This window comes from Labrenzia sp. THAF35, from assembly GCF_009363595.1.
GTDB lineage: Bacteria > Pseudomonadota > Alphaproteobacteria > Rhizobiales > Stappiaceae > Roseibium > Roseibium algicola.
Genome location: NZ_CP045380.1, coordinates 4,990,780 through 5,014,852, shown reverse-complemented (window position 1 = coordinate 5,014,852; position 24,073 = coordinate 4,990,780). Strand labels below are relative to the sequence as shown.

At 57.7% G+C, this 24,073-nt stretch carries 18 protein-coding genes; 10 read left to right on the top strand and 8 right to left on the bottom strand.

Features of this window, described 5'->3' with window-relative positions; translation table 11 throughout:
- Positions 1 to 89: 89 nt before the first annotated feature.
- Positions 90 to 1,694: a benzoylformate decarboxylase gene (mdlC, locus tag FIU93_RS23075; protein WP_152506897.1), complete on the top strand. Its 1,605-nt coding sequence runs from the start codon at positions 90 to 92 to the stop codon at positions 1,692 to 1,694.
- Between the two features lie 182 nt (positions 1,695 to 1,876).
- Here the strand turns inward: mdlC and FIU93_RS23070 are convergent, their stop codons facing one another.
- Positions 1,877 to 3,904, bottom strand: coding sequence for a methyl-accepting chemotaxis protein (locus FIU93_RS23070; RefSeq protein WP_152506896.1), 2,028 nt, complete (start codon positions 3,902 to 3,904; stop codon positions 1,877 to 1,879).
- Between the two features lie 335 nt (positions 3,905 to 4,239).
- Between FIU93_RS23070 and FIU93_RS23065 the strand changes: the two genes are divergently transcribed.
- Positions 4,240 to 4,788, top strand: coding sequence for a cupin domain-containing protein (locus FIU93_RS23065; protein ID WP_209010214.1), 549 nt, complete (start codon positions 4,240 to 4,242; stop codon positions 4,786 to 4,788).
- Positions 4,789 to 5,009: 221 nt separating this feature from the next.
- Positions 5,010 to 6,611: an arylsulfatase gene (locus tag FIU93_RS23060; protein ID WP_209010213.1), complete on the top strand. Its 1,602-nt coding sequence runs from the start codon at positions 5,010 to 5,012 to the stop codon at positions 6,609 to 6,611.
- A gap of 117 nt (positions 6,612 to 6,728) precedes the next feature.
- Here the strand turns inward: FIU93_RS23060 and FIU93_RS23055 are convergent, their stop codons facing one another.
- The 3 genes from FIU93_RS23055 to FIU93_RS23045 form a co-directional block, all read right to left on the bottom strand.
- Positions 6,729 to 7,919 carry a lytic murein transglycosylase gene (locus FIU93_RS23055; RefSeq protein ID WP_077290062.1) on the bottom strand — a complete coding sequence of 397 codons (1,191 nt, stop codon included), beginning with the start codon at positions 7,917 to 7,919 and terminating at the stop codon, positions 6,729 to 6,731.
- A 143-nt stretch (positions 7,920 to 8,062) separates the two neighbouring features.
- Positions 8,063 to 8,539: a hypothetical protein gene (locus tag FIU93_RS23050; protein WP_075281657.1), complete on the bottom strand. Its 477-nt coding sequence runs from the start codon at positions 8,537 to 8,539 to the stop codon at positions 8,063 to 8,065.
- Between the two features lie 227 nt (positions 8,540 to 8,766).
- A complete protein-coding gene (locus FIU93_RS23045; RefSeq protein ID WP_173017391.1) occupies positions 8,767 to 9,951 on the bottom strand; it encodes an SH3 domain-containing protein in 1,185 nt (394 codons plus the stop codon).
- Positions 9,952 to 10,246: 295 nt separating this feature from the next.
- On the opposite strand from FIU93_RS23045, the gene FIU93_RS23040 reads away from it, so the two are divergent.
- From FIU93_RS23040 to FIU93_RS23030, 3 genes are all read left to right on the top strand, one after another.
- Complete coding sequence (locus FIU93_RS23040; RefSeq protein WP_055653752.1) at positions 10,247 to 11,446, top strand: ABC transporter substrate-binding protein; 1,200 nt, start codon at positions 10,247 to 10,249, stop codon at positions 11,444 to 11,446.
- Positions 11,447 to 11,549: 103 nt separating this feature from the next.
- Positions 11,550 to 12,149: a TetR/AcrR family transcriptional regulator gene (locus FIU93_RS23035; protein ID WP_152506894.1), complete on the top strand. Its 600-nt coding sequence runs from the start codon at positions 11,550 to 11,552 to the stop codon at positions 12,147 to 12,149.
- Positions 12,150 to 12,261: 112 nt separating this feature from the next.
- Positions 12,262 to 13,368, top strand: coding sequence for an alkene reductase (locus FIU93_RS23030; RefSeq protein WP_023004071.1), 1,107 nt, complete (start codon positions 12,262 to 12,264; stop codon positions 13,366 to 13,368).
- A gap of 92 nt (positions 13,369 to 13,460) precedes the next feature.
- Here FIU93_RS23030 and FIU93_RS23025 read toward each other — a convergent pair whose 3' ends face one another.
- Positions 13,461 to 13,865, bottom strand: coding sequence for a DUF4345 domain-containing protein (locus FIU93_RS23025; protein WP_152506893.1), 405 nt, complete (start codon positions 13,863 to 13,865; stop codon positions 13,461 to 13,463).
- Positions 13,866 to 14,002: 137 nt separating this feature from the next.
- Here FIU93_RS23025 and FIU93_RS23020 point away from each other — a divergent pair, with 137 nt between their 5' ends.
- The 4 genes from FIU93_RS23020 to amt all read left to right on the top strand — a co-directional run bounded on the left by FIU93_RS23020 (position 14,003) and on the right by amt (position 21,889).
- Positions 14,003 to 14,974: an AraC family transcriptional regulator gene (locus FIU93_RS23020; protein ID WP_152506892.1), complete on the top strand. Its 972-nt coding sequence runs from the start codon at positions 14,003 to 14,005 to the stop codon at positions 14,972 to 14,974.
- A 201-nt stretch (positions 14,975 to 15,175) separates the two neighbouring features.
- Positions 15,176 to 17,020, top strand: coding sequence for a dihydroxy-acid dehydratase (ilvD, locus tag FIU93_RS23015; protein ID WP_031270774.1), 1,845 nt, complete (start codon positions 15,176 to 15,178; stop codon positions 17,018 to 17,020).
- Positions 17,021 to 17,241: 221 nt separating this feature from the next.
- Positions 17,242 to 18,333, top strand: coding sequence for a metal-dependent hydrolase (locus FIU93_RS23010; RefSeq protein WP_152506891.1), 1,092 nt, complete (start codon positions 17,242 to 17,244; stop codon positions 18,331 to 18,333).
- A 361-nt stretch (positions 18,334 to 18,694) separates the two neighbouring features.
- The gene (gene amt / locus FIU93_RS23005) at positions 18,695 to 21,889 is read left to right on the top strand and encodes an ammonium transporter (protein ID WP_209010212.1); all 3,195 of its coding nucleotides are present in this window, start codon (positions 18,695 to 18,697) and stop codon (positions 21,887 to 21,889) included.
- A 9-nt stretch (positions 21,890 to 21,898) separates the two neighbouring features.
- Here amt and FIU93_RS23000 read toward each other — a convergent pair whose 3' ends face one another.
- The 3 genes from FIU93_RS23000 to FIU93_RS22990 form a co-directional block, all read right to left on the bottom strand.
- The gene (locus tag FIU93_RS23000; RefSeq protein WP_152507680.1) at positions 21,899 to 22,747 is read right to left on the bottom strand and encodes a hypothetical protein; all 849 of its coding nucleotides are present in this window, start codon (positions 22,745 to 22,747) and stop codon (positions 21,899 to 21,901) included.
- A gap of 304 nt (positions 22,748 to 23,051) precedes the next feature.
- Positions 23,052 to 23,576, bottom strand: a complete 525-nt coding sequence (locus FIU93_RS22995; RefSeq protein WP_023004079.1) for a TerB family tellurite resistance protein — start codon at positions 23,574 to 23,576, stop codon at positions 23,052 to 23,054.
- Positions 23,577 to 23,713: 137 nt separating this feature from the next.
- Entirely contained in the window at positions 23,714 to 24,052 is a 339-nt protein-coding gene (locus FIU93_RS22990; protein WP_023004080.1) for a hypothetical protein, read from the bottom strand.
- Between the last annotated feature and the right edge of the window lie 21 nt (positions 24,053 to 24,073).

Below are 24,073 nucleotides of genomic sequence, written 5' to 3'. Positions count from 1 at the left end.
GTCTTTTTCCGAGAAATTTAAGAAGTAAGGGTGGTTTTCTTGTTTTGTGACGCTGGGAGCTTGGGTTTCAGCGTCAGGCGGAGGATATTATGCCGACTGTAAAAGACGTTACCTTCGATCTGCTTCGCAAGCTCGGTTTGACAACTATCGTCGGCAATCCCGGGTCCACTGAAGAAACCTTTCTGAAGAATTTTCCGGACGACTTCCGCTACGTTCTTTCTCTGCAGGAAGCCAGCGTCGTCGGCATCGCTGACGGCCTGGCGCAGGGACTGCGCAAACCTGTCATTGTGAATGTCCATACAGGTGCAGGCCTCGGTAACGCGATGGGCTGCATCCTGACCGCCTACCAGAACAAGACACCCCTCATTCTGACCGCCGGACAGCAGACCCGAGACATGCTGCTGCTCGAGCCGCTTCTTACCAACATCAATGCGACGCTTTTGCCCCAGCCATGGGTAAAGTGGAGTTATGAGCCGGCAAGGGCCCAGGACGTGCCGGCCGCTTTCATGCGCGCCTACGCAGCAGCCGTCCAGCAGCCGAGCGGGCCGGTGTTTCTGTCTCTCCCGCTGGACGACTGGGACAAGGAAATGGAGGGACCTGCAGAAGTCCGGTCCGTGTCTCTGCGCTCGGCCGCCGACCCGGCAAGAATCAAAGATTTCGCTGAGCGTATCAACGCAGCAAAAACTCCGGTTCTGGTCTACGGCTCCGACATTGCCCGGTCAGAAGCCTGGGACGAAGGGATCGCGTTCGCAGAAGCGCTGTCTGCCCCGGTTCTGACGGCGCCTTTTGCGGAGCGCACGCCATTTCCCGAAAGTCATCGGCTCCACGCCGGCACATTGCCTTCGGCCATCGGCCCCATCTGCAAGCGGCTCGAGGGGCACGACCTCGTCATCACAGTTGGAGCGCCGGTTTTTCGCTACTATCCATATGTCGCGGGAGACTACCTTCCGGCGGGAACAAAGCTGCTGCAAGTTACCGACGATCCGGACATGGCGGCCAAGGCACCGGTTGGCGACAGCCTCGTCTCGGACAGCAGGCTTTTTCTTCAGGCAATCCTGCCTCAGCTGGATCGACGTGAGGAAAAGCCCAATCCCTACAAAAAGGATCCGGTGCCGGTACCCGACTACTCGGCCCTGCCACTGACGCCGGATGCAGTCTACAGCTTGATCCGGGAGGCTGCGCCGTCAGATTTCGTGTTGGTAGAGGAATCTCCATCCAACGTCATCGAACTGGAGCGGCAAATTCCGATCGACACGCCGGACACGTTCTACACTTTTGCTTCCGGAGGTCTCGGCTGGGATATGCCGGCTGCTGTCGGTCTCGCGATTGCTGAAGAAACGAGCGGACGCAACAGGCCCGTAATTGCCGTGATCGGCGACGGCTCGTTCCAGTATTCGGTGCAGAGCATCTACACCGGCGTGCAGGAGGAGGCGCATGTGGTCTTCGTTGCCATGCGCAACAGTCAATATGCGATCCTGAAGGAATTCGCGATCCTGGAGGAAACGCCGAACGTTCCGGGTCTTGATCTTCCCGGGCTTGATATCGAGGCACTTGGGCGTGGATACGGCGCAAAGACTGCGAAGGTGAAAACCGCTGACGAATTCAGGGCGTCTCTTTCCGCGGCGCTTGCGCACAGGGGGACGACAGTGATCGAGGTGGAGATATCGCCCAAGCTTAGATCTTTGCTTGGATAAACGTTCAAAGCAGCACTCGTCGTGCAATGCCATTTTTACCGGCGAGCGAGGGGATTTCGCCTCACGTAAAGTTCAAGAGTACCAAGCCGTACGCGAGGTCAGGCGATGCGCTGAAGCTTTAGGAGAGGCGATTTGGCTGACCGGCAGCTGACCTGCCGCCAGCCAACACGTTGCTGAAGCCATCAGGCTGCATCCAGGCGGGCGAGGAAGTCGTCCAGAGATTTCCTGAGATTGGTCGATTGATCCTGAACGGAGGAAGAAGACCCTCGGAGCTGGTCGGAGGATTGAACAAGCGCCTGAATGGCTTCCTGCATCTGCATCATGTTGCGGGAGACGACGCTGGTATCCGAAGACGTTTCCTGCGCGTTTGCGGCAATCTCGGTTGTTGCCGAGCCCTGCTGTGACACTGCGGCGGAAATCGTTGTCGTATGAGTGTCGACTTCTGTCATGGTCGTTGAAATTTGTTCGATTGCGAGCACAGCCTCTCTGGTTTCCGATTGAATGGCTGCAATCTGCCCGCCGATTTCCTCGGTCGCCTTTGAGGTTTGGGTCGCCAGCTCTTTCACTTCCGCCGCGACCACCGCAAATCCCTTGCCTGCTTCACCGGCCCGCGCCGCTTCGATGGTTGCGTTCAGTGCAAGCAGGTTCGTCTGCTCGGCGATAGCCTGGATAAGAACGACAACTTCGCCAATCTTGTCGGCTGCGTCGGCCAGGTTTGAAATCTTCTCGTTGGTCAAGCTGGCCTGGCCGGTGGCCGAGGCAACCACGGACGCGGTCGCTTCCACCTGTCTGCTGATGTCCGCAATGGAGGCAGTAAGCTCTTCTGCGGCGGTGGCAACCGTATCGACCTTGCCGGATGCATTGTCCGCGGCGTGAGTGGTCGATTGCACGATTGAGCCGGAGTCTTCGGCGGCCTTGGTGGACATATCAACGGCAACCTGCAGACCCTCTGTGGCATTGTCGAGAGCCGCGAGGACCGCTTCGGTGCTGGTACGGAAATCTTCTGCAAGCCTGTGCATCAGCTTCTTGCGGTCTGCTGCCTGGACCTCGCGCTGCCGGTCGACTTCTTCTGCCAACTGGCGTTGTTCAACCAGAGAGCCCTGGAAGACGTCCAGCGTGTCGCGGAGCTGGCCCAGCTCATCTGCTGCCCGCCAGGTCGGTCGCTCGATTTCAAGCTGGCCGGATGCCAACAGGTTGGCATTGTCTGAAAGCTGCCGTGCGCGGTGGCCGATGGTGCGGCTGAAATAGAGCCAGGCTGTTGCCGCAAAAAGCGCAAGCACCAGCGTGCCGCCGACCTGAAGTGCATTGGACGTTTCTGCGGCGGAGCGCAGGGATGACAACCCATTATCCATTTCCTGGTGAATGAGCGTTTCGGCGTCATCCGCCAGGGCGATGAAACGTTCGAAGGTTTCGTCAAAGGCAACATCGGCTCCCGAGCCGGCTTTCTCGGTTGAAAGCATGGCCTGGTGTCGAACGTTCGCGAGGTCGATCAGTTCGCCGATCTGGGCGAGAACGTCCTTGCTCTTTTGAAGGTCCGGATGAGCCTCGAGCGCTTTCCGGGCGTTTTCGAAACTGCCCAGAGCTTCTGCGAATTCCTCACCGGCATCACCACCCAGGATTTCCGCGACTAGCAAATGTCCATGCGCAAGACTGAACCTTGCTTCACCTGCCAGAGCTTGCGCCTTTGCATCATTCGTCAGCGGTGCGGAGATTGCAGCGATCTTCTGTTCCAGATCGTCGTAGATCGCGTCGAACTTCTCGTCAGCCGAACTGCCGACACCCTGATCGCCTGCAAGGGAAGCGTACCGGCCTTGGGCGGAGGCAACAAACCCGTCGACTGCAGCCAGAACTTCCTTGATCTTTTCGCGGACTTCCGGGGAGCGGGAAGGGTAGAAGGTTCCTTCTTCGTTGCTCGCGCCGTTTAATATGGCGTTCGCGTAAAACCGTGTTTCATCGAGGAGATTCCAGACTTCGTCGATGCTCTCGCCATCGTCACCGGACATGATTTCCTCAAAAAGCAAATGCGCATGCGTCGCGGTGAGCTTGATCTCCATCGCGGCATCCCCAAGCGGCGCCAATTCTGCTCCCAGGTGTTCCCCTTCGCTCGCGACACTTTTCATGAGGCTGTAGGAGAAGAACCCCATGGACAGGGAAACCAGAACCAGGGCACCAAATACCACCGCCAGCTTGCGGGAAATTCCGAATCTCATGAGAGCCTCGACATGTCTGAAGTGAGTTCTCTGATGGTATGGGGCTTGGATTAACTAAGTATTTCGTCAGGTGATAGGAGAAAAGAACATTGATAGTTTTAAGTATGTGTTTCAGAGAGCAGTAAAAATATTTGGTGTGTTTATTGTTGGGGGTGACAATGCTTCTGTGCACGTCGAATGGCTGAATGCGCTTTGGTGTGTGATAAGTTGTTCAAGTCATTGTGAGAATATTGTTGTGCCTTCAATCGTCAGGCACAATGCAAGCACATTTTGATGGTAGCCAAGCCGTCATTTTGGCCCAGCCACCCAAGCAAGTGAATAACCGGGGACTCATCATGAAGCTGTCCAGCTTTGCTTTCATCGCGGTTCTGAGCGGCGCTCTTTGTGCGTCGCCTGTCTTGTCGGCAGACAAGTCGATCACGCCTGACGGCAAGCCCGCGCCCTCCAAGCCGCATGCCAAGCCGGGGTCCAAAGCCGCGCAGGATGAAGAAGCTGCTGCTCAAACGCCTTATGCGACGGTGCGGGACGTGTTTTCCGGAGATACGACAGTTGCCGGTGAAAAGGTCGCCTTTCCGCAATCGAACCCTTCGCTAAAGGCCATCGAGATCACCATGGAGCCGGGCGAGGAGACACAGTGGCACCAGCATCATGCGCCGCTCTTTGCCTACATTCTGGAAGGCGAGATTACCGTCACTTACGAGGAACTTGGCAAGAAGGTCTACCGTGCCGGCGACGGTCTTCTGGAAGCAATGGATGTCACCCACAAAGGTCAGAACACCGGTGAAGGGCCGGCCAAGATCCTGGCTGTTTTCCTGCTCGGGGATGACGGTGTGGCAACGGTCGCCGAGGACAAGCCAGGTGCAAACAAGAACAAGGTCGAATAGGGGAGAGAAATCTCGCCTAACCGTCCTATACACCCATTGATTGAATGGACGCTTTTCGATTTCCGATACACTCGGGAATGCGAACTTTCTGTAAAATATCGAAAATCGCTTGTCAGATCCAAAAGCTGACCTAAGGTAAGTGAAGACGGTCTGCCGGATGATGCAAAACGCGTCTGCAATCTGGGGGCGCAGTCTAAGCAACCATTCAGGTGGGAGTTTTCATGAGCTATTTTCGCACGTTGCCGCGTTTGAGCGCGGTGGTTCTCGGACTCGCGGCAGCTTTTGCCGTAACGTCCCAGACAAGTCTGGCGCAGGAGGCGCAGAAGCCGAATATTCTGGCTATTTGGGGGGACGATATCGGCACCTGGAACATCAGCCACAACAACCGTGGCATGATGGGCTACCGCACGCCCAACATTGACCGGATCGCGCAGGAAGGCGTCGCCTTTACCGACTATTATGCCCAGCAAAGCTGTACGGCCGGCCGCGCTGCCTTCATCGGGGGCAATGTGCCAGTTCGGACAGGCATGACCAAGGTAGGGCTGCCGGGTGCCGAACAGGGCTGGCAGGAAACCGACGTCACCATGGCAACTATCCTGAAGTCGCAAGGTTACAAGACCGGCCAGTTCGGCAAGAACCACCAGGGGGACCTGGACGAACATCTGCCGACAAACCACGGTTTCGATGAGTTCTTCGGCAACCTCTACCATCTGAACGCTGAAGAAGAGCCGGAAAACCGGGACTACCCGGGTGACATGGTTCTGGCGAACGGCAAGACCTTCCGTGAACAGTTCGGTCCGCGTGGTGTCCTCCATACATGGGCAAATGCAGACGGAACGCAGAAGATCGAGGACACCGGTCCTCTTACGAAGAAGCGCATGGAAACCGTCGATGAGGAATCGCTTGCGGAAGCCAAGCGTTTTATTCGTGAAGCGGTGGAAGAGGACGTACCGTTCTTTGTCTGGTGGAACGGAACCCGCATGCATTTCCGCACACATGTGAAGGAAGAGCATACTGGGATTGCCGGTCCGAGCGGGGATACCTACCACGACGGCATGGTTGAGCATGACATGCATGTCGGCGAGCTGCTGGACCTGTTGGACGAACTCGGCATCGCCGATAACACGGTGGTGATGTATTCGACCGACAACGGCCCGCACTTCAACACCTGGCCGGATGCCGGCACGACGCCGTTCCGCAGCGAAAAGAATTCCAACTGGGAAGGTGCTTACCGTGTGCCGACCTTTGTTCGCTGGCCCGGCGTCTTCCAGGAAAACGTGACGCTGAACGGTATCGTTGCCCACGAAGACTGGCTGCCGACCTTCGCCGCGATTGCAGGGGCTTCGGATATCAAGGAACAGCTTCTTGAAGGTGTTGAACTCGGTGGACGGACTTACCGAAACTACATCGACGGTTACGACCTCAACGCCTATCTGAAAGGCGAGACGGATGCCTCGCCGCGTCACGAGTTCTGGTACGTGAATGACGATGGTCAGGTGGTTGCGGCCCGGTACGACGACTGGAAGGTCGTGTTCCTGGAAAACCGCGGTCAGGCCTTCGGCGTCTGGCAGGAGCCCTTCACCGAACTGCGTGTGCCCGCCGTCTTCAACCTGCGCCGGGATCCTTTCGAAAAGGCCCAGCACAATGCCAATATCTATTTTGACTGGTTGCTGGACCGTGCGTTCGTGATCGTTCCGATCCAGGCACTGGCCTCAAGGTTCCTGCAGACCATGCAGGACTATCCGCCAAGCCAGACACCTGGATCCTTCAATCTGTCATCGATCGAGGAGAAGTTGAAAGCCGGCATGAGCGGCAGCAACTGAGTTTAACTTGTCACAACAATAATAAAGCCCGGAGCTTCGCAAGGCTCCGGGCTTTTTGCGCATTTGCCAATGTGTCGTCCAGAACCGCAGAAATTAGCGGTCTTCTGACTTTAAACCTCAGAGACGGTTCAACAGTTCAGGTGTCGGCCAGGCATCGGCCGGCATGCCAAGCTTCTGCTGCACCTGTTGCACGGCATTTCGAGTGCCGGAGCCGAGGATGCCGTCGATCTTGCCGACGTCATAACCCATGCTGGATAGCTTCGACTGAAGTTGCTTCATCTGGGCGTCGTCCAGGCCAAGGTCCGGGTTGCCTTCCGTGTAGACCGGTGCGCCGGCGAGCCTTGTCGCGAAATAGGCGGCAGTGGTCGTGTAGACGAACGACTGGTTCCATTCCAGATAGATGTTGTAATTCGGATAGGCAAGGAATGCCGGCCCCTTGCGGCCCTGAGGCAGGAGTAGCGAAGCGGGCAGGTTGCCGGAAATCTGACCCCAGCGCGGCTGCACGCCTAGAGCAGCCCACTGGGCACCGGTCTTGGTCTTGTCGAGCCCGCTTTCAGCCCAGTTGAGGTTCTGCGGCACCTTGACTTCCTGCAGCCAGGGCTCTCCGCGGCGCCAGCCCAGATGCTGGATGAAGGCGCCGGCGGTCAGAATGGCATCGGCGGCGCTTTCCTTCAGCTTCACGTGCCCGTCACCATCGCCGTCGCGACCGAACTTGATGATGTCTTCCGGCAGCATCTGAACCATGCCGATCTCACCTGCCCAGGCGCCGGTCGTGCTGCGCGGGTCAAGATCACCGTGCTGGACCATCTCGATGGCAGCGATCAGCTGCGGCCGGAACAGTTCCGGGCGGCGGCAATCATGAGCGAGCGTGGCCAGTGCGTTGACGGTGTTGAAATCGCCCTGAACCGCGCCGAAATCCGTTTCAAGCGCCCAGAAAGCGGTAATGACAGGTGCCGGAACGCCATATTCGGATTCGGTACGCTGGAACACGCTCGCGTATTTCTTCATGTTCGCGGCACCGTTTTTCATCCGGTAGCCGGAGATGACCCGCTTGGAAAAGTCCAGGAAGGTCATCTTGAAGACACCCTGCGCCCGATCTCGCGACAGCACCTTGCGATCGACCTGCGCGCCCGCCAGGGTCTGGTCTGCCGCATTCGCGGAAAGGCCCTTGGCAATCGCTTCCTGTTTCACGCCTGCAAGGAACTGCCGGAAGTCGCCGCCACACTGCTGCGCCTGAGCAGGCGCGGTGGCGAGCCAGAAACCGGCGAGGGCGGTGGCAGCGATTTTCGGGGAGAAGCGGAGTGTCATGAAAAATCCTGTCGTTGGGCGCAAAGGCAGGCCGGAGCCTTTAAAAATCGGCCATAGTTGACTGTGCTTCGCCTGTAACGTCAACCCGTCGACAGGGCGAGCTGAAGGCTCTTCCACCAAGTCTTTGGCAGCAAATTGCGGTGCTAGCGGCAATTGCCGAAATCAGAGCCTACCATGATGCCGCCGTTCGGGGATCTTTTCAGCGGCGCGTTGACGCTGGCTGAAGAACGACAGTCGGAGGAAGACGTTCCGACGCTGGGGGACTGGTAATAGGGGGCGTTTACCCCGGACGTCTGCTGCTGGCACATCTGGTAGGCCATGTCGTAAAGGGCCTGCCAACCGCCGGGCATTGAGCCCATGTTGTCCAGGACGCCAAGCGCTGCACCTGCACGGGCGCCACGATAAGCGCCCGATGCCCCGCGCCATTCGCCGCCAACAACCGCTCCGGCCATGCCGCCGGAAACAGCATCTCCGACGACATCACCGCTGCCCATGCGGGCGTTGGCATAGTCGGTCGCATAGACTGTGCAATCGGTTCCATCCGCCTGAGCTTGCGTGATTGCGGCCGGGAAAGTGAAGAGAAGGGAAGCGCTGAGGCTGAGGGCTGCACGGTTTGCCATGGTCCGTCTCCTGTCTGCAGTGCCAAACTTGCACCGCGAAAGCGCAACAATCCAAATGCCGAGACCGGCCGGAAACGTGTTGCGACATATCGAGAGCTATCGACACAGGCGCTGCTGATTGCGCCCGTCGATGCAGCTGTCCCCGCGGTCCGCAGGGCAAAACTAAATCGACGGGATATTACGCTTCGACACTTAACAAGGCTCTACCTGGCAAACGCAGGTTTTACTCATGGCTGCTGCTGGGGTTCCAGGAAACTTTCACCTACGTAGCCGGTCTTGCCGTCATACTGAACGCCACACCACCAGTTGCCGCACGTGTTGAAACGAACCTCGGCTCCAGCCGGGATGACGGCCAGAACCGTCGCATCCTTGTTCTGCGCTTCACGAAGGTTCACGGATGACTTGATTTTTGCCGAAAGCGGAAAGTCCGACGCAGCGGCGCTGGTTTCCGGAGTAGAGGTGGATGCAGTGTCGGTGTCAGGTGCCGTGACGGCCGGAAGGTCAGCTCCCAGCGGCGATGCATCCGATACCGGATTTTCGTCGGTCTCCTGCACTGCTGCAGCAGCGCTGGCAACGAGCGTATTGGTGGTGCCGCGTGCCGATTGGCTATTGGTTCTGACGGGGGCGGGCTGAGCTGGAGCAAGTCGCGACTGGATCTTGTCGTCGGCAACCTTGTTGGTGTCATGACCCAGCGGGTTGGAATGGTCTTCAGGTGCAGTGGACGCTATCGACCTTGAGGCGAATACCTCGCGGATACGGTCCTTGGCCGACTTTACCTGCTCTGCGCTTGCGGTCGGTGTTGCGGTCAGATCCGTCCTGCCCTGGTATTCGGGATCTGCGCCGGCAATCAGGCTCTCGATCGTCGGTTCGGTATTGATCTGCTGGGTCTGGACCGTGCGGCTGTCTGCCTCTTTGCCGGCCAGCAGGTCGCTCAGGCTCAAATAGACTGCTCCTGCGCCGACGCCGACAATCACAAGTGTACTGATCAACAGTGTTCTGAAACTCGGACCATGCCGGAAATTGGCTGCCGCTTTGGAAACGGCTGCAGGTGCGGGGACTTGTTCAGGCTGAAGGCCGATATTCCGGGATCCTCGTACCGGAGTGTGCAACACGCCTGGCATATCAAAGCCGGCTTCGTCCGTTGCACCTGTCAGCGTTGGGCGGCGGGAGGCTGTCGGCTTCAGTTCGTCGGCGGTTGCATGCATTTGCAGGATCTTGGCGGCAAGTGTGCTGGCGTCAGAACCTGTGTCTGCCGCCTCTGTGTGAACTTCGGTTTCGCTAGGAGGGGCTTTATCGTCCTTGGAAGGATCGTTTGGAACGACGAGCTTCAGCTCGTTCTTTTGAGGTGCATTGTCCGGATCGTGGCCTTCGGGGAAGTCGCAAGTGTTGGCTGGCGCGGTGACGGAATACATGTGGCCCTCCTGGATTTGCGGTTCGGGCACGCTCGGAGCGGTTGCCATATCTGGGTACCGGAGCATTAATCTTCGTTAATGCGTCGGCACGCAGGCCGGATTGCGGCGGCAGTAGGGAATTTTGCATGAAATGTGACGGGTCTGTGGTCTTGCGGGGCCAAATGGATGTGCGTTTGCAAAAGCCTAACCTGTCTCTGACAAACTGCGCGCAAACGGCCTGCCAATAGAATGAACGGCAGGCATTTCGCCCGGGCAGGGCGAAAGGCGAAGCCAGAAACGACAGGCAAAAAAGATCATGACGCGCTGGATCTCTCACCTCATCTCTCGAACGGTCGGATTGGCGGCGGGCGTTGCTGCTGGAATGGCGCTCACGTGCCACTCGGCGGCCGCGCAGGATGTGCAGGAATTGAAGATCGGTCTGTTGGCGACACTGTCCGGCCCGGCGGCCGTCTACGGTGAACACATGCGCGACGGTTTCATGCTGGCCGTCGAGCAATCCAATGGCGCGCTTGGTGGCTTGCCCACCAATGTGATCGTGGTCGATGACAAGCTGGATCCGGACAATGCGCTGGAGCAGGCAACGAAACTGATCGAGGAAAATGGCGTCGATCTCATCGTCGGCGTCAATTTCTCCAAGGTGATGCTTGCCGTGCACGATCCTATCGTGCGGTCGAAGACCTTGTTTATCGGAACGCATTCCGGGCCTGCGCCGATCGCCGGGCGCAATTGCAGCCGTTATTTCTTCTCCACCGCGTCACAGGACGATCAGGTCCACGAGACGATGGGGCGTTACGCCAGTCTCAAAGGGTACCAGGACGTCGTCACGATCGCTCCTGACTATGAAGCTGCCCGGGATGCCGTTGCCGCGTTCCGCCGCCATTTCAAGGGACAGATCGCCCGCGAACTGTTCCCGAAACTGGGTCAGACCGATTTCTCGGATGAGTTCAAGCAGATCGAGGAAATAGAACCGGATGCGATTTTCACCTTCATGCCGGGCGGCATGGGGGTAGAACTGGTGAAACAGTTCCACACTTCCGGGCTGAAGGGTATTGTACCGTTCCTCTCGTCCGACACGGTCAATGCCGTCACGCTACCCTATACGGCGGAGATGGCTGAGGGACTTTACAGCGCATCTCATTGGGCGCCAAACCTTGATAATCCGGCCAACAAGAGGTTCGTGCGGGAGTTCAGCAAGGCCTACAAATACGAGCCCTCGGTCTACGCTGCGCAAGGCTATGATGCTGCCAAGCTGATCCATTTTGCCCTGGAACTGACCGGGGGCATCAAGGACCAGGAAGCGTTGATCTCGGCTATCAGTGCGGCTCCCTTTGAAAGCGTTCGAGGCGACTTCCGCTTCAATTCCAACCAGTTCCCCATTCAGGATTTCTATATTGTGGAAGGGGTCCGGCGCACCAGCAAGCTCTATGAGATGGAAGCCGTTGCCCGGGTCTTCGACGATGTCGGCGATGCCTATGCCGGTTCGTGCCGTATGTAGTTTTATCCTGCACAGACCAGGCATCGGGATGATCTGAAACGACCGGTCCAGAAATCAGACTTGCTCCTCTTGCATTCTGGACTGCGTAGTCCATATCAGAGGCATGAGAAACGCAGAGGTCCATATTTCCGGCTCGGAGAAACGCACGGCAGGTCCGGGCAGGCCGCGCAGCTTTGATGAAGCGGCGGCGCTTGAGGCGGCCATGCATGTTTTCTGGCAGAAGGGCTTCGAAGCGACGTCTCTGGACGATCTCACCAAGGCAATGGGGCTTAGCCGTTCCAGTTTCTACGCCACTTTCGGCTGCAAGCAGACGCTGTTTCTGCGAGCGCTGGAGCATTATTCGAAAAACGGAATCCGTGGCCTGAAGGAAGTTGCCGAAAGCGCTGAAGATGACGCGGTGGACGCGATGATGCAGGCTTTGTCCGATCCGAAAGGGGGGGCAAGGGGCTGCCTTCTGGTCAATTGCATCACCGAACTTGCGCCCCATGACGACAAGGTTGCCGAGATTGGCCGTCGTCACCTGGAAAATATCGAAGACCTCTTTGCCAGGGCGATCGACCCGGACAACCCGGATGCTGTCCGGGATAGGGCGAGCGCCTATTCATCGCTTGCCATTGGAACCCTGGCGCTGCGCAAGGCTGGAGTTCCGGCAGAGCGGATTGCCAGAACCCTGAAGCAGGCAAGGACCGTCCTGATGCCATAATCGCCCGGGCGGTGTGGAAGCGTTCATGAAGAACCACGGAGTTGTGCGCATAATATTGGACTGTTTAGTCCAGAAATAGTGAAGCAGACAAACTTCAAAAGGAAAGAAGAACATGTCAGAAGCAAAACTGTTTTCGCCCGCAAAGGCAGGGGCAATCGAACTGAAGAACCGTATCGTGATGGCACCGTTGACCCGCAACCGGGCCCGGCACGAAGACGATGCACCGCATGATCTGACAGTGAAATATTACGATCAGCGTGCCGGAGCAGGATTGATCATCACCGAGGCCTCGCAGATCTCGCCGCAGGGCAAGGGATATGCATGGACGCCGGGCATCTATTCAGATGCGCAAGTCGCGGGCTGGAAGAAGGTCACCGATGCGGTTCATGCAAAAGGTGGCAAGATTGTCATCCAGCTCTGGCATGTCGGCCGTATTTCGCATCCGGTTCTCCAGCCGGGTGGCGCAGATCCGGTGGCTCCTTCTGCAATTGCTGCCAAGTCCAAGACGTTTGACGGGACGCAATTCGTCGATACGCCGACGCCGCGTGCGTTGGACGCCAGCGAGATCCCGGGCATTGTCGAGGACTATAGAAAAGCCGCCGAAAACGCGAAGAAAGCCGGCTTCGACGGTGTCGAGGTGCATGCTGCCAACGGTTATCTGATCGACCAGTTCCTGCGCGACGGCTCCAACAAGCGTGACGATGCCTACGGCGGATCCATCGAGAACCGGACCCGCTTCCTGAAGGAGGTCATGGATGCCGTTGTTGGTGTGCTGGGTGCTGACCGGGTCGGCATCAGGCTGAGCCCGTTCTCCAGCGCCAACGACATTGCCGACAGCAATCCGCAAGCGACCTTCTCGCACGCGATCAAATTGCTCAACGGCTATGGTCTTGCCTACCTGCATCTGGTTGAAGGCCAGACCGGTGGTCCGCGCGATATCCCGGACGGTGGCGATTTGTCAGCTCTCTACGCACTCTTCGACGGCGCCCATATGGGCAACAACGGTTACGACCGTGCTTCCGCAATCGAGGCAGTGGAAACAGGCGCAGTCGATCTGGTCGCGTTCGGCCGTCCGTTCATTTCCAATCCGGATCTGGTCGAGAGGCTGGAGAAGAATGCTCCGCTGAACGCGCTGGATACCGATACGCTCTATGGCGGCAGCGAAAAAGGCTACACGGATTATCCCACCTTGGCAGAAGCGTCTGTCGCGGCGGAGTAATCCAGAAGGTTTCGGGCCGCCCGACATCCACCCCCTCCGGGGCGGTCTGAAGGATAGCCGGTGCAGGGTTTCGACCCGCACCGGCTTTCTTTTTATGCGTGCAAAGGGGTATTTGCCCTGCTGACAAGCAGGTGAGCGGCACACCAGCAGCCAAGTCCCAACTCCACTGCGGCAGCGGCGACAAGTGGTGCAGGGGGCATGCCGTCGAGGGCCAGGCTGACAAGCCGGCCTGTGCCATAGCCAAGCAGCAAGGCGGTGGACACCAGCAATCCGATTGTCTCCCACGAACGATACAAAAGACCCATCGAAGCGGCGAAACACGCCAGCAAGATGAGGACGCCGGGTGAGCGAACTTCGCTCATCATCGCCGCGGAAGGATTGAGGGTTATTCCGTTTGAAGAAAACAGTAGCTCCGGCGCAAAGACGATCAGGGAGCCGATCACCAGAAAGGTCAGGGCGGACAGGGCGAGGGCGGCTTTTTTGCTCAGGGTGTTCATTGGCTGTCTCCGGTTCGTTTGAACTGGAATCCAGGATCTGATACCTGCGCCAGATGATCTATGATATAAAGAATAAGAAAAATTGCAGATCGTCCAGATTTCTGGGTTGGTGACCAGCGTTCAAGTGGGAGTTCCTGATGTTCTTGCCGAGCCCGGTCTTGCAAGCTGACGAATCCTCGCCTTCGCTGGATTTTGCGCCGCTTGGCGATGTGTTGCATCTTCTAAGGCTCACGGGAACCTTCTACTGCAATCCCGAACTGTCAGCTCCCTGGGCGATTGATGTTCCGGACATGGGTGAACAGATGGTTCTTCTGGTGGTGACCGAGGGGAGTTGTTTGCTGCAGACGGAGCACTGCGAGACGATTTCCTTGACCGCCGGGCAGCTTGTGCTTTTGCCTCATGGCAAACCGGTTGTCATGAGTAGTGATGCCGAAGCTGTCGCGACGCCTCTGTTCGACATTCCTGCCATCCGACACAGCCCCTCCTACGAAACCATGGTATTTGGTGGGGGCGGGGCCGTCACCCGGATGACCTGTGGTGTGTTGAAGCTTGACCACGCGGCTGCCGAACGACTGCAGGAGCTGTTGCCGCCGGTCATACGATTGGACACCTTCGCTCAGCACGCCGGCCCATGGATCTACAGCACGCTGAAATACCTGGCAGAAGAGGCATGCAATCCGCAGCCGGGCGGAGAAACGGTGCTGACACGCCTGACGGATATTCTCGTCGTACAGGCGATCCGGGCGTGGCTGCAGAGCAACGAGGCGCTTGGAACAGGTTGGCTTGCAGCCTTGCGCGATCCAAAGATCGGGCGGGCCCTGCAGGCCTTTCACCGGGCTCCGCAAGAAGGCTGGACCATTGCCCGGTTGGCGGAAAGGGCTGGTATGTCACGTTCCGCGTTTGCCGCGCGCTTCAAGCAACTGACCGGGGAAGGTGCCATGCAGTATGCCCTGCATTGGCGCATGCAATTGGCACGAATGGATCTGAGGGAAGGAAAGCGTACACTGGCGGAGATTGCCATCGGGCTCGGCTACGAGTCCGAAGCAGCATTTACAAGGGCCTTCAAACGAATTGTCGGGACGTCGCCGGGGGCATATCGAAGGCAATAAACCGGAGTGATTTCAACATCGACCACGGCTGTGACTGGTAACCGTACCGGAGCGTACTCTTTTTTCCCATTCCGGCCTTTCGTTCGGCAAAAAAACCTGTCAAACCCATATCAGAGCTAAATCGGGCGCGGAAACCTGATCCGCTCCGGCAGCACGTCGCGCCGGAGGGACAAAGGCCTGCACACGTAGGGAGAAACGAAAATGCCCCCGTATCGTTCCAGAACATCCACTCACGGCCGCAACATGGCTGGTGCGCGCGGCCTTTGGCGCGCGACCGGCATGAAGGACGACGACTTCGGCAAGCCGATCATCGCCATCGCCAACTCCTTCACACAGTTTGTGCCGGGCCACGTCCATCTGAAGGACCTCGGCCAGCTGGTTGCCCGAGAAGTGGAAAAGGCTGGCGGTGTCGCCAAAGAATTCAACACCATCGCGGTCGATGACGGTATCGCCATGGGTCACGATGGCATGCTCTATTCGCTGCCCTCGCGCGAAGTGATTTCCGATGCGGTTGAATACATGGTCAACGGCCATTGCGCAGATGCGCTGGTCTGTATTTCCAACTGCGACAAGATTACCCCGGGCATGCTGAACGCTGCCATGCGGCTCAACATTCCGGTTGTCTTCGTTTCCGGCGGGCCGATGGAAGCCGGCAAGGTGGTGCTGGAAAATGGCGTTGCCAAGTCTGTCGACCTGATCGACGCGATGATTGCCGCTGCCGACGACCGGATGTCCGATGCAGACGTTCTGACAATGGAACAGAATGCCTGCCCGACATGCGGCTCCTGCTCGGGCATGTTCACGGCGAACTCCATGAACTGCCTGACGGAAGCCCTTGGCCTGGCCTTGCCGGGCAACGGTTCGACGCTGGCAACCCACGCAGATCGCGAACGGCTTTTCGTGGAAGCAGGGCATCTGATCGTCGATCTTGCTAAACGCTACTACGAGCAGGACGACGAAAGCGTGCTGCCGCGGAACATTGCGAACTTCAAGGCGTTCGAGAACGCAATGAGCCTCGATATCTCCATGGGTGGATCCACCAACACGATCCTGCACCTTCTGGCAGCGTCCCATGAAGGTGAAATCGGCTTCACGATCGATGACATCGACCGTCTGTCGAAACAGGTTCCGGTGCTCTGCAAGGTCGCGCCCGCGGTCGAAAACATCCACATGGAAGACGTCCACCGGGCTGGCGGTATCATGGGTATTCTCGGCGAACTGGACCGGGCAGGGTTGCTGCACACGGACCTTCCGACCGTCCATTCCGCGACGATGAAGGAAGCTCTTTCGCGTTGGGATATTCGCCAGACGAATTCCGAGAGCGTACACAATTTCTTCCGGGCAGCGCCGGGCGGGGTGCCGACACAGGTTGCCTTCAGCCAGGAGCGTCGCTGGGACGACCTCGACATCGACCGGAAGGCCGGTGTCATCCGCGAAGCAGAGCACGCCTACAGCAAGGACGGTGGCCTCGCCGTGCTTTACGGCAACATTGCCGAGGATGGCTGTGTGGTGAAGACTGCCGGTGTTGACGAAAGCATCCTGAAGTTTTCCGGTCCGGCTCGGATCTTCGAGAGCCAGGACAGTGCCGTCTCCGCGATCCTGACCAACAAGGTCAAGGAAGGCGACGTGGTGCTGATCCGCTACGAAGGTCCGCGCGGCGGTCCGGGCATGCAGGAAATGCTCTATCCGACCAGCTACCTGAAATCCAAGGGACTCGGCAAAGCCTGCGCGTTGATCACTGATGGCCGTTTCTCGGGTGGTTCTTCGGGCCTGTCCATTGGCCACATTTCGCCGGAAGCTGCCGAAGGCGGTGCTATCGGACTGGTCGAGGAAGGCGATCCTATCGTGATCGATATTCCGAACCGTGTTCTGAAGGTCGATCTGCCGGATTCAGTCTTTGCCGAACGCCGCGCTGCAATGGAAGCAAAGGGCGATCAGGCCTGGAAGCCGGTCGAGATCCGCAAGCGCAAGGTTTCAACGGCACTTCGCGCCTACGCCAAACTGACCACCAGCGCTTCCAAGGGCGCCTTCCGGGTGGTCGACTGACGACGAGCTGAACTGAATTTTGGCAAACCGCAACTGCAACGCCCTGCGCCCGATAGGCCGCGGGGCGTTTGTCATTTCAAGGTTATGACAAGGCAAGACAATCGCTTCAGCCTGAAGGCTAGGTGGTGGTTCGGGAAATCAATTCGTCCAAGACCCTTGCCATTCGCATGCTTCCGCCGCACATATCCGGCTTATCTTCCGGTTCAGATCCAAGGCAGTAGATGGATTCTCTTACCCAGTTTGTTCTCGGCGCAGCCGTCTCCACAGCACTCCTTGGCAAAAAACTTGGCCCCAGAAAGGCTGCTCTTATCGGCGGGGTCCTCGGGACGTTGCCGGACCTGGATGTCCTGATCCCCTATGACGATCCCATCGACAGTTTCGTCTACCATCGCGGCTGGACCCACTCGGTCTTTGTGCATGCATTGGCCGCGCCATTGTTGGGCGAGGGGCTGATAAGGCTGTTCAAGGGCTTGAGGGACTGCCGCTGGCTGACCTGGCTCACTGTCTTCCTGTGTCTTGCCACCCATGCAGGCATTGATGCAATGACGGTCTACGGCACGCGGCTGTTCTGGCCTTTTTATCCGGATCCCGTCGGCGTCGGGTCGGTGTTTATTATTGATCCGCTCTATACCCTGCCTCTTCTGGCCGTCGTGATCTGGGCTCTGTTCAGGAAAAACTGGACACGGCGCTTTCAGGCCTGGATGACGGCTGCGCTGGTGGTTTCGACCGGATATCTTGGCCTGAGCGTCGTCCTTCAGCGTCATGTCGAGCAGAAGGCGCAGGATCTGTTCAGGCAGGAAGGCATTCTTCCGGACAAGGTTTTTGCAATTGCCGCTCCCTTCAACATTCTCGTCTGGAAGGTTATCGGCCTTCAGGAAGACCGCTACGACAATCTGTATTATTCGCTTCTGGACGAGGGTGGGACACCGGAGATCTATACCCATCCGCGACACCCGGAACTCGTTGCCTGCGTTGAAGATACGCAAGCCTTCCGGAAACTGGACTGGTTCAGCCGTGGCTACTACAGGGCCGAACTGGACGACGGAAAGCTCGTCATTTCCGATCTGCGCATGGGCATGACCCCGAACTATGTTTTCCGCTTTGCGATTGCCGAGGCCCAGGACGATGGCTTCCGGGAGATCCCTCCGCGTAGTGCAACGGGAGAGGTGAGGGTGGATCCTCAAGACTGGACGTGGCTGACTGCCCGGCTCAAGGGTGTGGTAGCGGTGCGCCAGGCGGAGGCAGCTGTTGCAGGAACTGGTGAGGCCATTGCCGGGCAGGCATGTGCGCTTGCTGGTGAGACTTCCGGTTAGATACTGCAGGGTCGTTGAAACAGATGCCCCTGCAATCCGCTTGTGTGAGTTGATGTGAAGCCGCCTGTTGGCAAGTAACAGCGGAAATTCTTCAACTTTTACAGATTGTTAGCTGCTTTAATTTTGAGCATGTTTTTTGGTGGAATATACCCGGCACGTCGTTGGAGTTGGCGTGGTTGAGAGGATTTTGGTCAAGTATTTCAATTACTTAAATTGAAATTTTTGCTCGTTGGAATTTTGGCGGGTTTGCTGAAGAATTGGGCATCCATTTTGCAGTAAAAGACCTGACAAAATTAGCAAGACAGAATTAACCTCTCGGCGAAATCATGCCTGTGTTTTCGAACAGTGGGGCAAATACATCATGAGCCGGGCGGCATACACTAGATCCGTTCTCTGCGGTGCCGGTATTCTGGTGGCGGGACCGGCAATGGCCGCGCAGACAATGGAGCTGGCGACTTTCCAGAAGAGCCTGGACATGGTCTGGGTGCTGTTTGCAGCCGGGCTGGTTTTGCTGATGCAAGTTGGCTTCATGTTGCTGGAAGCTGGCCTCGTCCGTTCCAAGAACTCGATCAACGTTGCCCAGAAGAACCTACTCGATCTCGCGGTCTCCGTTCTGATCTTTGCGGTCTTTGGCTTTTCGCTGGCATTCGGCGCCGGCGGAAGCTGGTTCGGGGGATTTGACACGCGGCTGTTCGGTCTGTCCGACCTTGATCCCTGGGGACTGACCATCTTCGCCTTCCAGGTCATGTTCTGCGGTACGGCGGCAACGATCATTTCCGGTGCGGTGGCTGAACGCATGCGCCTTTCGGCGTACATTTGGTGTTCCGTGTTGACCGCCGGGCTGATCTACCCCGTGTTTGCGCATTGGGCCTGGGGACAGGCGCTGTTTTCAGATGCCACCGCAATGCTTGCCAACATCGGCTTTGTCGATTTCGCCGGGTCAACGGTAGTCCATGGCACGGGCGCATGGATCGCGTTGGCTGCCTGTGTGATCTTGGGGCCGAGATCCGGCCGCTTCGGAGCCGACGGGCGTGCCTATCGCATTCAGGGCCACAGTTCCGTTCTTGCAACGTCTGGTGCGTTGATCCTTTTTGTCGGCTGGCTTGGCTTCAACGGCGGCTCCACACTTGCCGCCTCCTGGCATGTGCCGATGATCCTTGCCAACACCGTTCTTGCCGCCGCGGCTGGCACCGGGGCGGGGTATCTTCTTGGCCGTCAGAAAGACAAGGTCATTCTGCCGGAAAACTCGATCTCGGGGCTATTGGGTGGCCTGGTTGCCGTCACTGCCGGTTGCCATCTTCTGACCCCGGTCGGTGCATTGGTGATCGGCGCTGCCGGTGGTGCCGTTGCCATTTTCGGTGCGGTCCTTTTGGAACGTGTCCTGAAGATTGACGATCCCGTCGGCGCAATCAGCGTACATGGATTTTCAGGCGTTGCCGGTACGCTGGGCCTGGCGCTTCTGGCACCAGCAGACCAGTTGCCGCTGGGAGCTCATCTACCGCAGTTTCTGGTCCAGTTCACCGGAGCGCTTGCCTGCTTTGTCTGGAGTTTCGGGTCCGGTTGGCTCGTGCTGTCCGTCTTGAACAAGATGCAGCCGATCCGGCTCGACCTTGCAAGCGAGGATCTTGGCCTCAACGAGGCGGAGCACGGCACGCGGCTTGGTATCGGACATGTGGAAGATGCCCTTGATCGCCTGATTGCCGGCAAGGCGGACCTCTCGATGAGGCTGGAAGTTGCCAAGGGCGATGATTCAGAGCGCCTGACGCGTCTGTTCAATGCGCTCATGGATACCGTTCAGAACGAGGAACAGGCTCACAATCGTGCCGCAGATGCCAAGCGGACGCGCGAAGAGGCTGAACGCCTGTCGGCCCTTGCCAACGCCACATTCGATGCAATCGTCATTTCGGTCGACGGACGGATCCTGGACGGTAACAAGACCTTCGAGGATCTCATCGGCTATCCGATCGACGAACTCGAGATGCGCGGACTATACGAGTTTGTCGACAATGAACTCGCCGGCACGCTCGAGGAGCATCTGGTCAAGGCGGAAAAGGAACCGAGGGAAGTCACTCTGATCAACCGCTCTGGTGAGCGTGTGCCCGTCGAGATCCGCACCCGTGTCATTTCCTATCGCGGCATTCCGACCCGCGTCTCCGCTCTGGTTGACCTGAGGGAGCGCAAGAAGGCTGAGGCACAGATCCTGCACCTTGCCCAGCACGATCCGTTGACGGACCTGCCCAATCGCGCCGTCTTCAATGCCGAGCTCAAACAGACCATCGGCAAGTGCAAGCAGCATGGTATGTCGGCAGCCCTTCTGATCATAGATCTGGACCGCTTCAAGGATATCAACGATCTGCACGGTCACCCGGTCGGTGACATCGTCATCCGGGTCACCGCAGAGCGTTTGCGCCACTCGTGCCGCCACGGTGATACGGTTTCACGCCTCGGCGGCGATGAGTTTGCGATCATCCAGAACGGCATCCAATTCGCCAATCAGGCAGAGGATATGGCCATGCGTCTGGTCAAGTCCCTGTCGGAGCCGATCGACTGTGGCCACGGGCTAATACTGAAACCGGGAGCAAGCATCGGTGTTGCGCTGATGACCGGATACGACGCCGAAGACCAGGTCATCTCCAATGCCGACATCGCGCTTTACAATGCCAAGAACGGCGGACGGCATACCTATTGTGTCTTCCAGCCGGGCATGGGGGATGAAGTCCGCCAGCGCAGGGCCTTGGAAAAGGACATGAATACGGCACTCTCGGCGGGCGAATTCGAGTTGTTTTTCCAGCCGCGCATGTGCCTGGCATCCGCACGTATCGTCAGCTATGAAGCGCTCATCCGCTGGAACCATCCGGAGCGTGGGCTTGTCAGTCCTGCCGAGTTCATTCCCGTCGCGGAGGCTTCCGGACAGATCGTTCCGATCGGCAAGTATGTGTTGGCTGAAGCCTTGAGGATAGCCTCCTCGACAATTACGACTGCCAGCATCAGCATCAACGTCAGCCCGGTTCAGTTCCGTGATCGGGATTTTGTAGATGACGTTCGCAGAGCCATCGAAACGTCAGGTGTTCCGGCTGAGCGGATCGAACTGGAAATCACCGAAAACACCCTGATTGAAGACGACGCCAGAGCATTGGCGGTGCTGACACGCCTGAAGGAAATCGGGGTGAAAATAGCGCTGGACGATTTCGGCGTCGGTTATTCGTCCCTCAGCTACCTGAGCCGCTTTCCCTTCGATTGCATCAAGATCGACCGGTCCTTCGTTTCCGAAGCACAGCGCAATTACGGTTCATTGGCGATCATCGAAACGGTGGTCAGGCTCGGCAAGGCTCTCAAGATGCGCGTCGTCGCCGAAGGCGTGGAAGACACGGAAAAGCTCTGCCTGTTGGCACAGCGCGGATGTCACGAAGCTCAGGGTTATCTGATCGGAATGCCCGCACCAACGTCCAAACTTGTCCGGAGTATCCCGGAAGACGTGAGTGAGGCACTCGATCGGCTGAAGTTCGGCGGGCTGCAGGTGTTTGAAGCGGCCAACCAGAAGAACCTGGCCAGCTAGACGCCTGCTTCAGTTCACGTTGGATTCCGACAGTGGCAGAAGCACGGTCCTGTTCAGCAGGGCATCGGGATCGTGTATTTCCGGCACCTGGGTGCAGTCGGGCTGCGGTTCGGTTGTCTCGCCGCGCTTTTCCTTGAGTTCCGCGCAGATGGGAATGGCCGCCTGCCGGGTGCCGTTGACAGCCGTCGTCACTATGTCTTGCAGCGTGCCTTCGCCAGCGTGCAATGCGACAGCGAGATGCTTTCCGAACAGCGATATCGTGCGGTCTGCGGAATAATTGGCTGACTGGCCTGGACCAGAGGAAATGACCAACGCTTCCGGCCTGTTCTTGTTATCGACCGCATGATGTTCAAGAAGGCCAAGGTCGAACGCCTGAGGATTGTTGGTGTCGAGTATCAAAATGACTTCGCCAGCAGGAATGGCGTGGATCAGTGCCGCAAATGCGGAAGCAGACATCCAGGTTCCGTCGCTGATCGCCTGAAGCGTTGTCTCGGGCTTGGCACTGGCCCAGAGCTCCAGCGCATAGTTGGTTTGGTCACCAGTGCCGGTTTGCTCGACAATACCAAGTGGCAAGTTGGCATAGATCACCAGCCGGTCTTCAGGTCCGAGCTTGTTGGCAAGTTCGGTTGCCTTGAGTTTGAGAGCCGCAGCACTGGCGCCCTCGTTGACAAGCAAGTGTTGCCGGTCTGGCCCGGCGTCGAGCCTTGGGGCCAGTGAGGACATCACCTTGTCCACACTGTAACGGCAGATTTCGACCGATTGCGGGTTCCAGGGAGGGCAGGTTCCAAGACCGAGGATGTGGTTCTTCAACGACGCGCCGTCTTCGGCAGCGGAAGGTTGACCATAAAAGGGAAACATCACAATGGCTGCCGCCACGAGGCAGCGGCATGCGTCACCCCACGACCGAACCCGGCGTTTCCTTGCCTCTGGTACGCTTACGGCCATCATGTCTCCCTGAAACCTGTTTTGACAGGATTTGGTATTTATACTTTTCAACAGTGAAGGCTGAATAAACCAGACTGCGTATATCTATAGAACTCTGTTGTAATCTGTTAATCAACTTTCTTTTGGCAAAGCAGTCTTCAAATCATGCTGAAACATGCGAAACGAAGATGCAGAACTTATCTTTCGATACTAAAGTTACGTAACGTAAAATTAGATCTCAGGCATTCAGTTGTTTGAGACGCTCGATCACTTGTTGGGTGTCGTCTGTAAGGGTTCCGGTGTCGGCCTTTCCCACCGCACTGACCATGCGGATCAAATCTGGCAGAGTGTCGCGACCGCCAAGATTTACAGTACGTTTGATGAGGCGCCGGATCATGTCGTCCGGATTGCTGCTCTGGTTGGCGAGCCATTTGGCAAACTGGAACAGTTCCTCCACTTCACCGGCAGGCATTGCAAACACCGACTGAAGCTGTTCCAGGATCATATCCTGTTCGGCTCTGGAAATGCCGCCATCGGTTTCGGCGACGAGGACCAGCAGAGCTGCAGCCGAAACACGAGGGTCATCGACACCTTCCGCCGGGTGTTGGTTTGCTCGTGTCCTGAAACCGAAACGCCGCGCGGCTGCCTTGATGTCTTGAGCAGCATCAAGCACCACCCTGGTGTTGTCGGCGACCCTGCGAACTCGATAGATCCAAAAAGCGCCAGCGGCTAAAATGCCAAGAGCTGCAAGCAGAATATGCAAGGAAAATCTCCTTCAAAAAAACTGCGTCAGCTTTACCTCAGGTTGCGGGAAAAATCGTGACAAAAATCACGATGGTGCCGGGAGTTGAAAGAAAAAAAGCCGCGCCGGTTCGGCGCGACTGTTTTTCGACGGCTCAATTAGGAATCGTTGCCGTCGGTCTTGTCCATGAGCGGCTGGTTGGTTGCCTGATTGCCGTCCAGGTCCATTTTGGTTGAAGCGTGGTTTTCAACACGGCCTTCAACCTGCTGTTCGGCGGTCAACGGTTCGTCACCGTCAAGATCGCCCACCATTGCTTTGGGGGCATCAACCGGTGCGTCAGCCGCAGCTGCTGCGTTTGCTTCAGGACATGCAACGATTGGCTTGTCGCCACTTCCGTCGCTGCCGCAAGGGTCTTCCGCCTGTGCGAAGCTGACCATTGCCGTCGAGGCGATGAATGCGCTCATGAGCGGAACGATTGTCTTCTTAAGGGTAAGCATTGGTTTTCTCCTTTGCTTCGT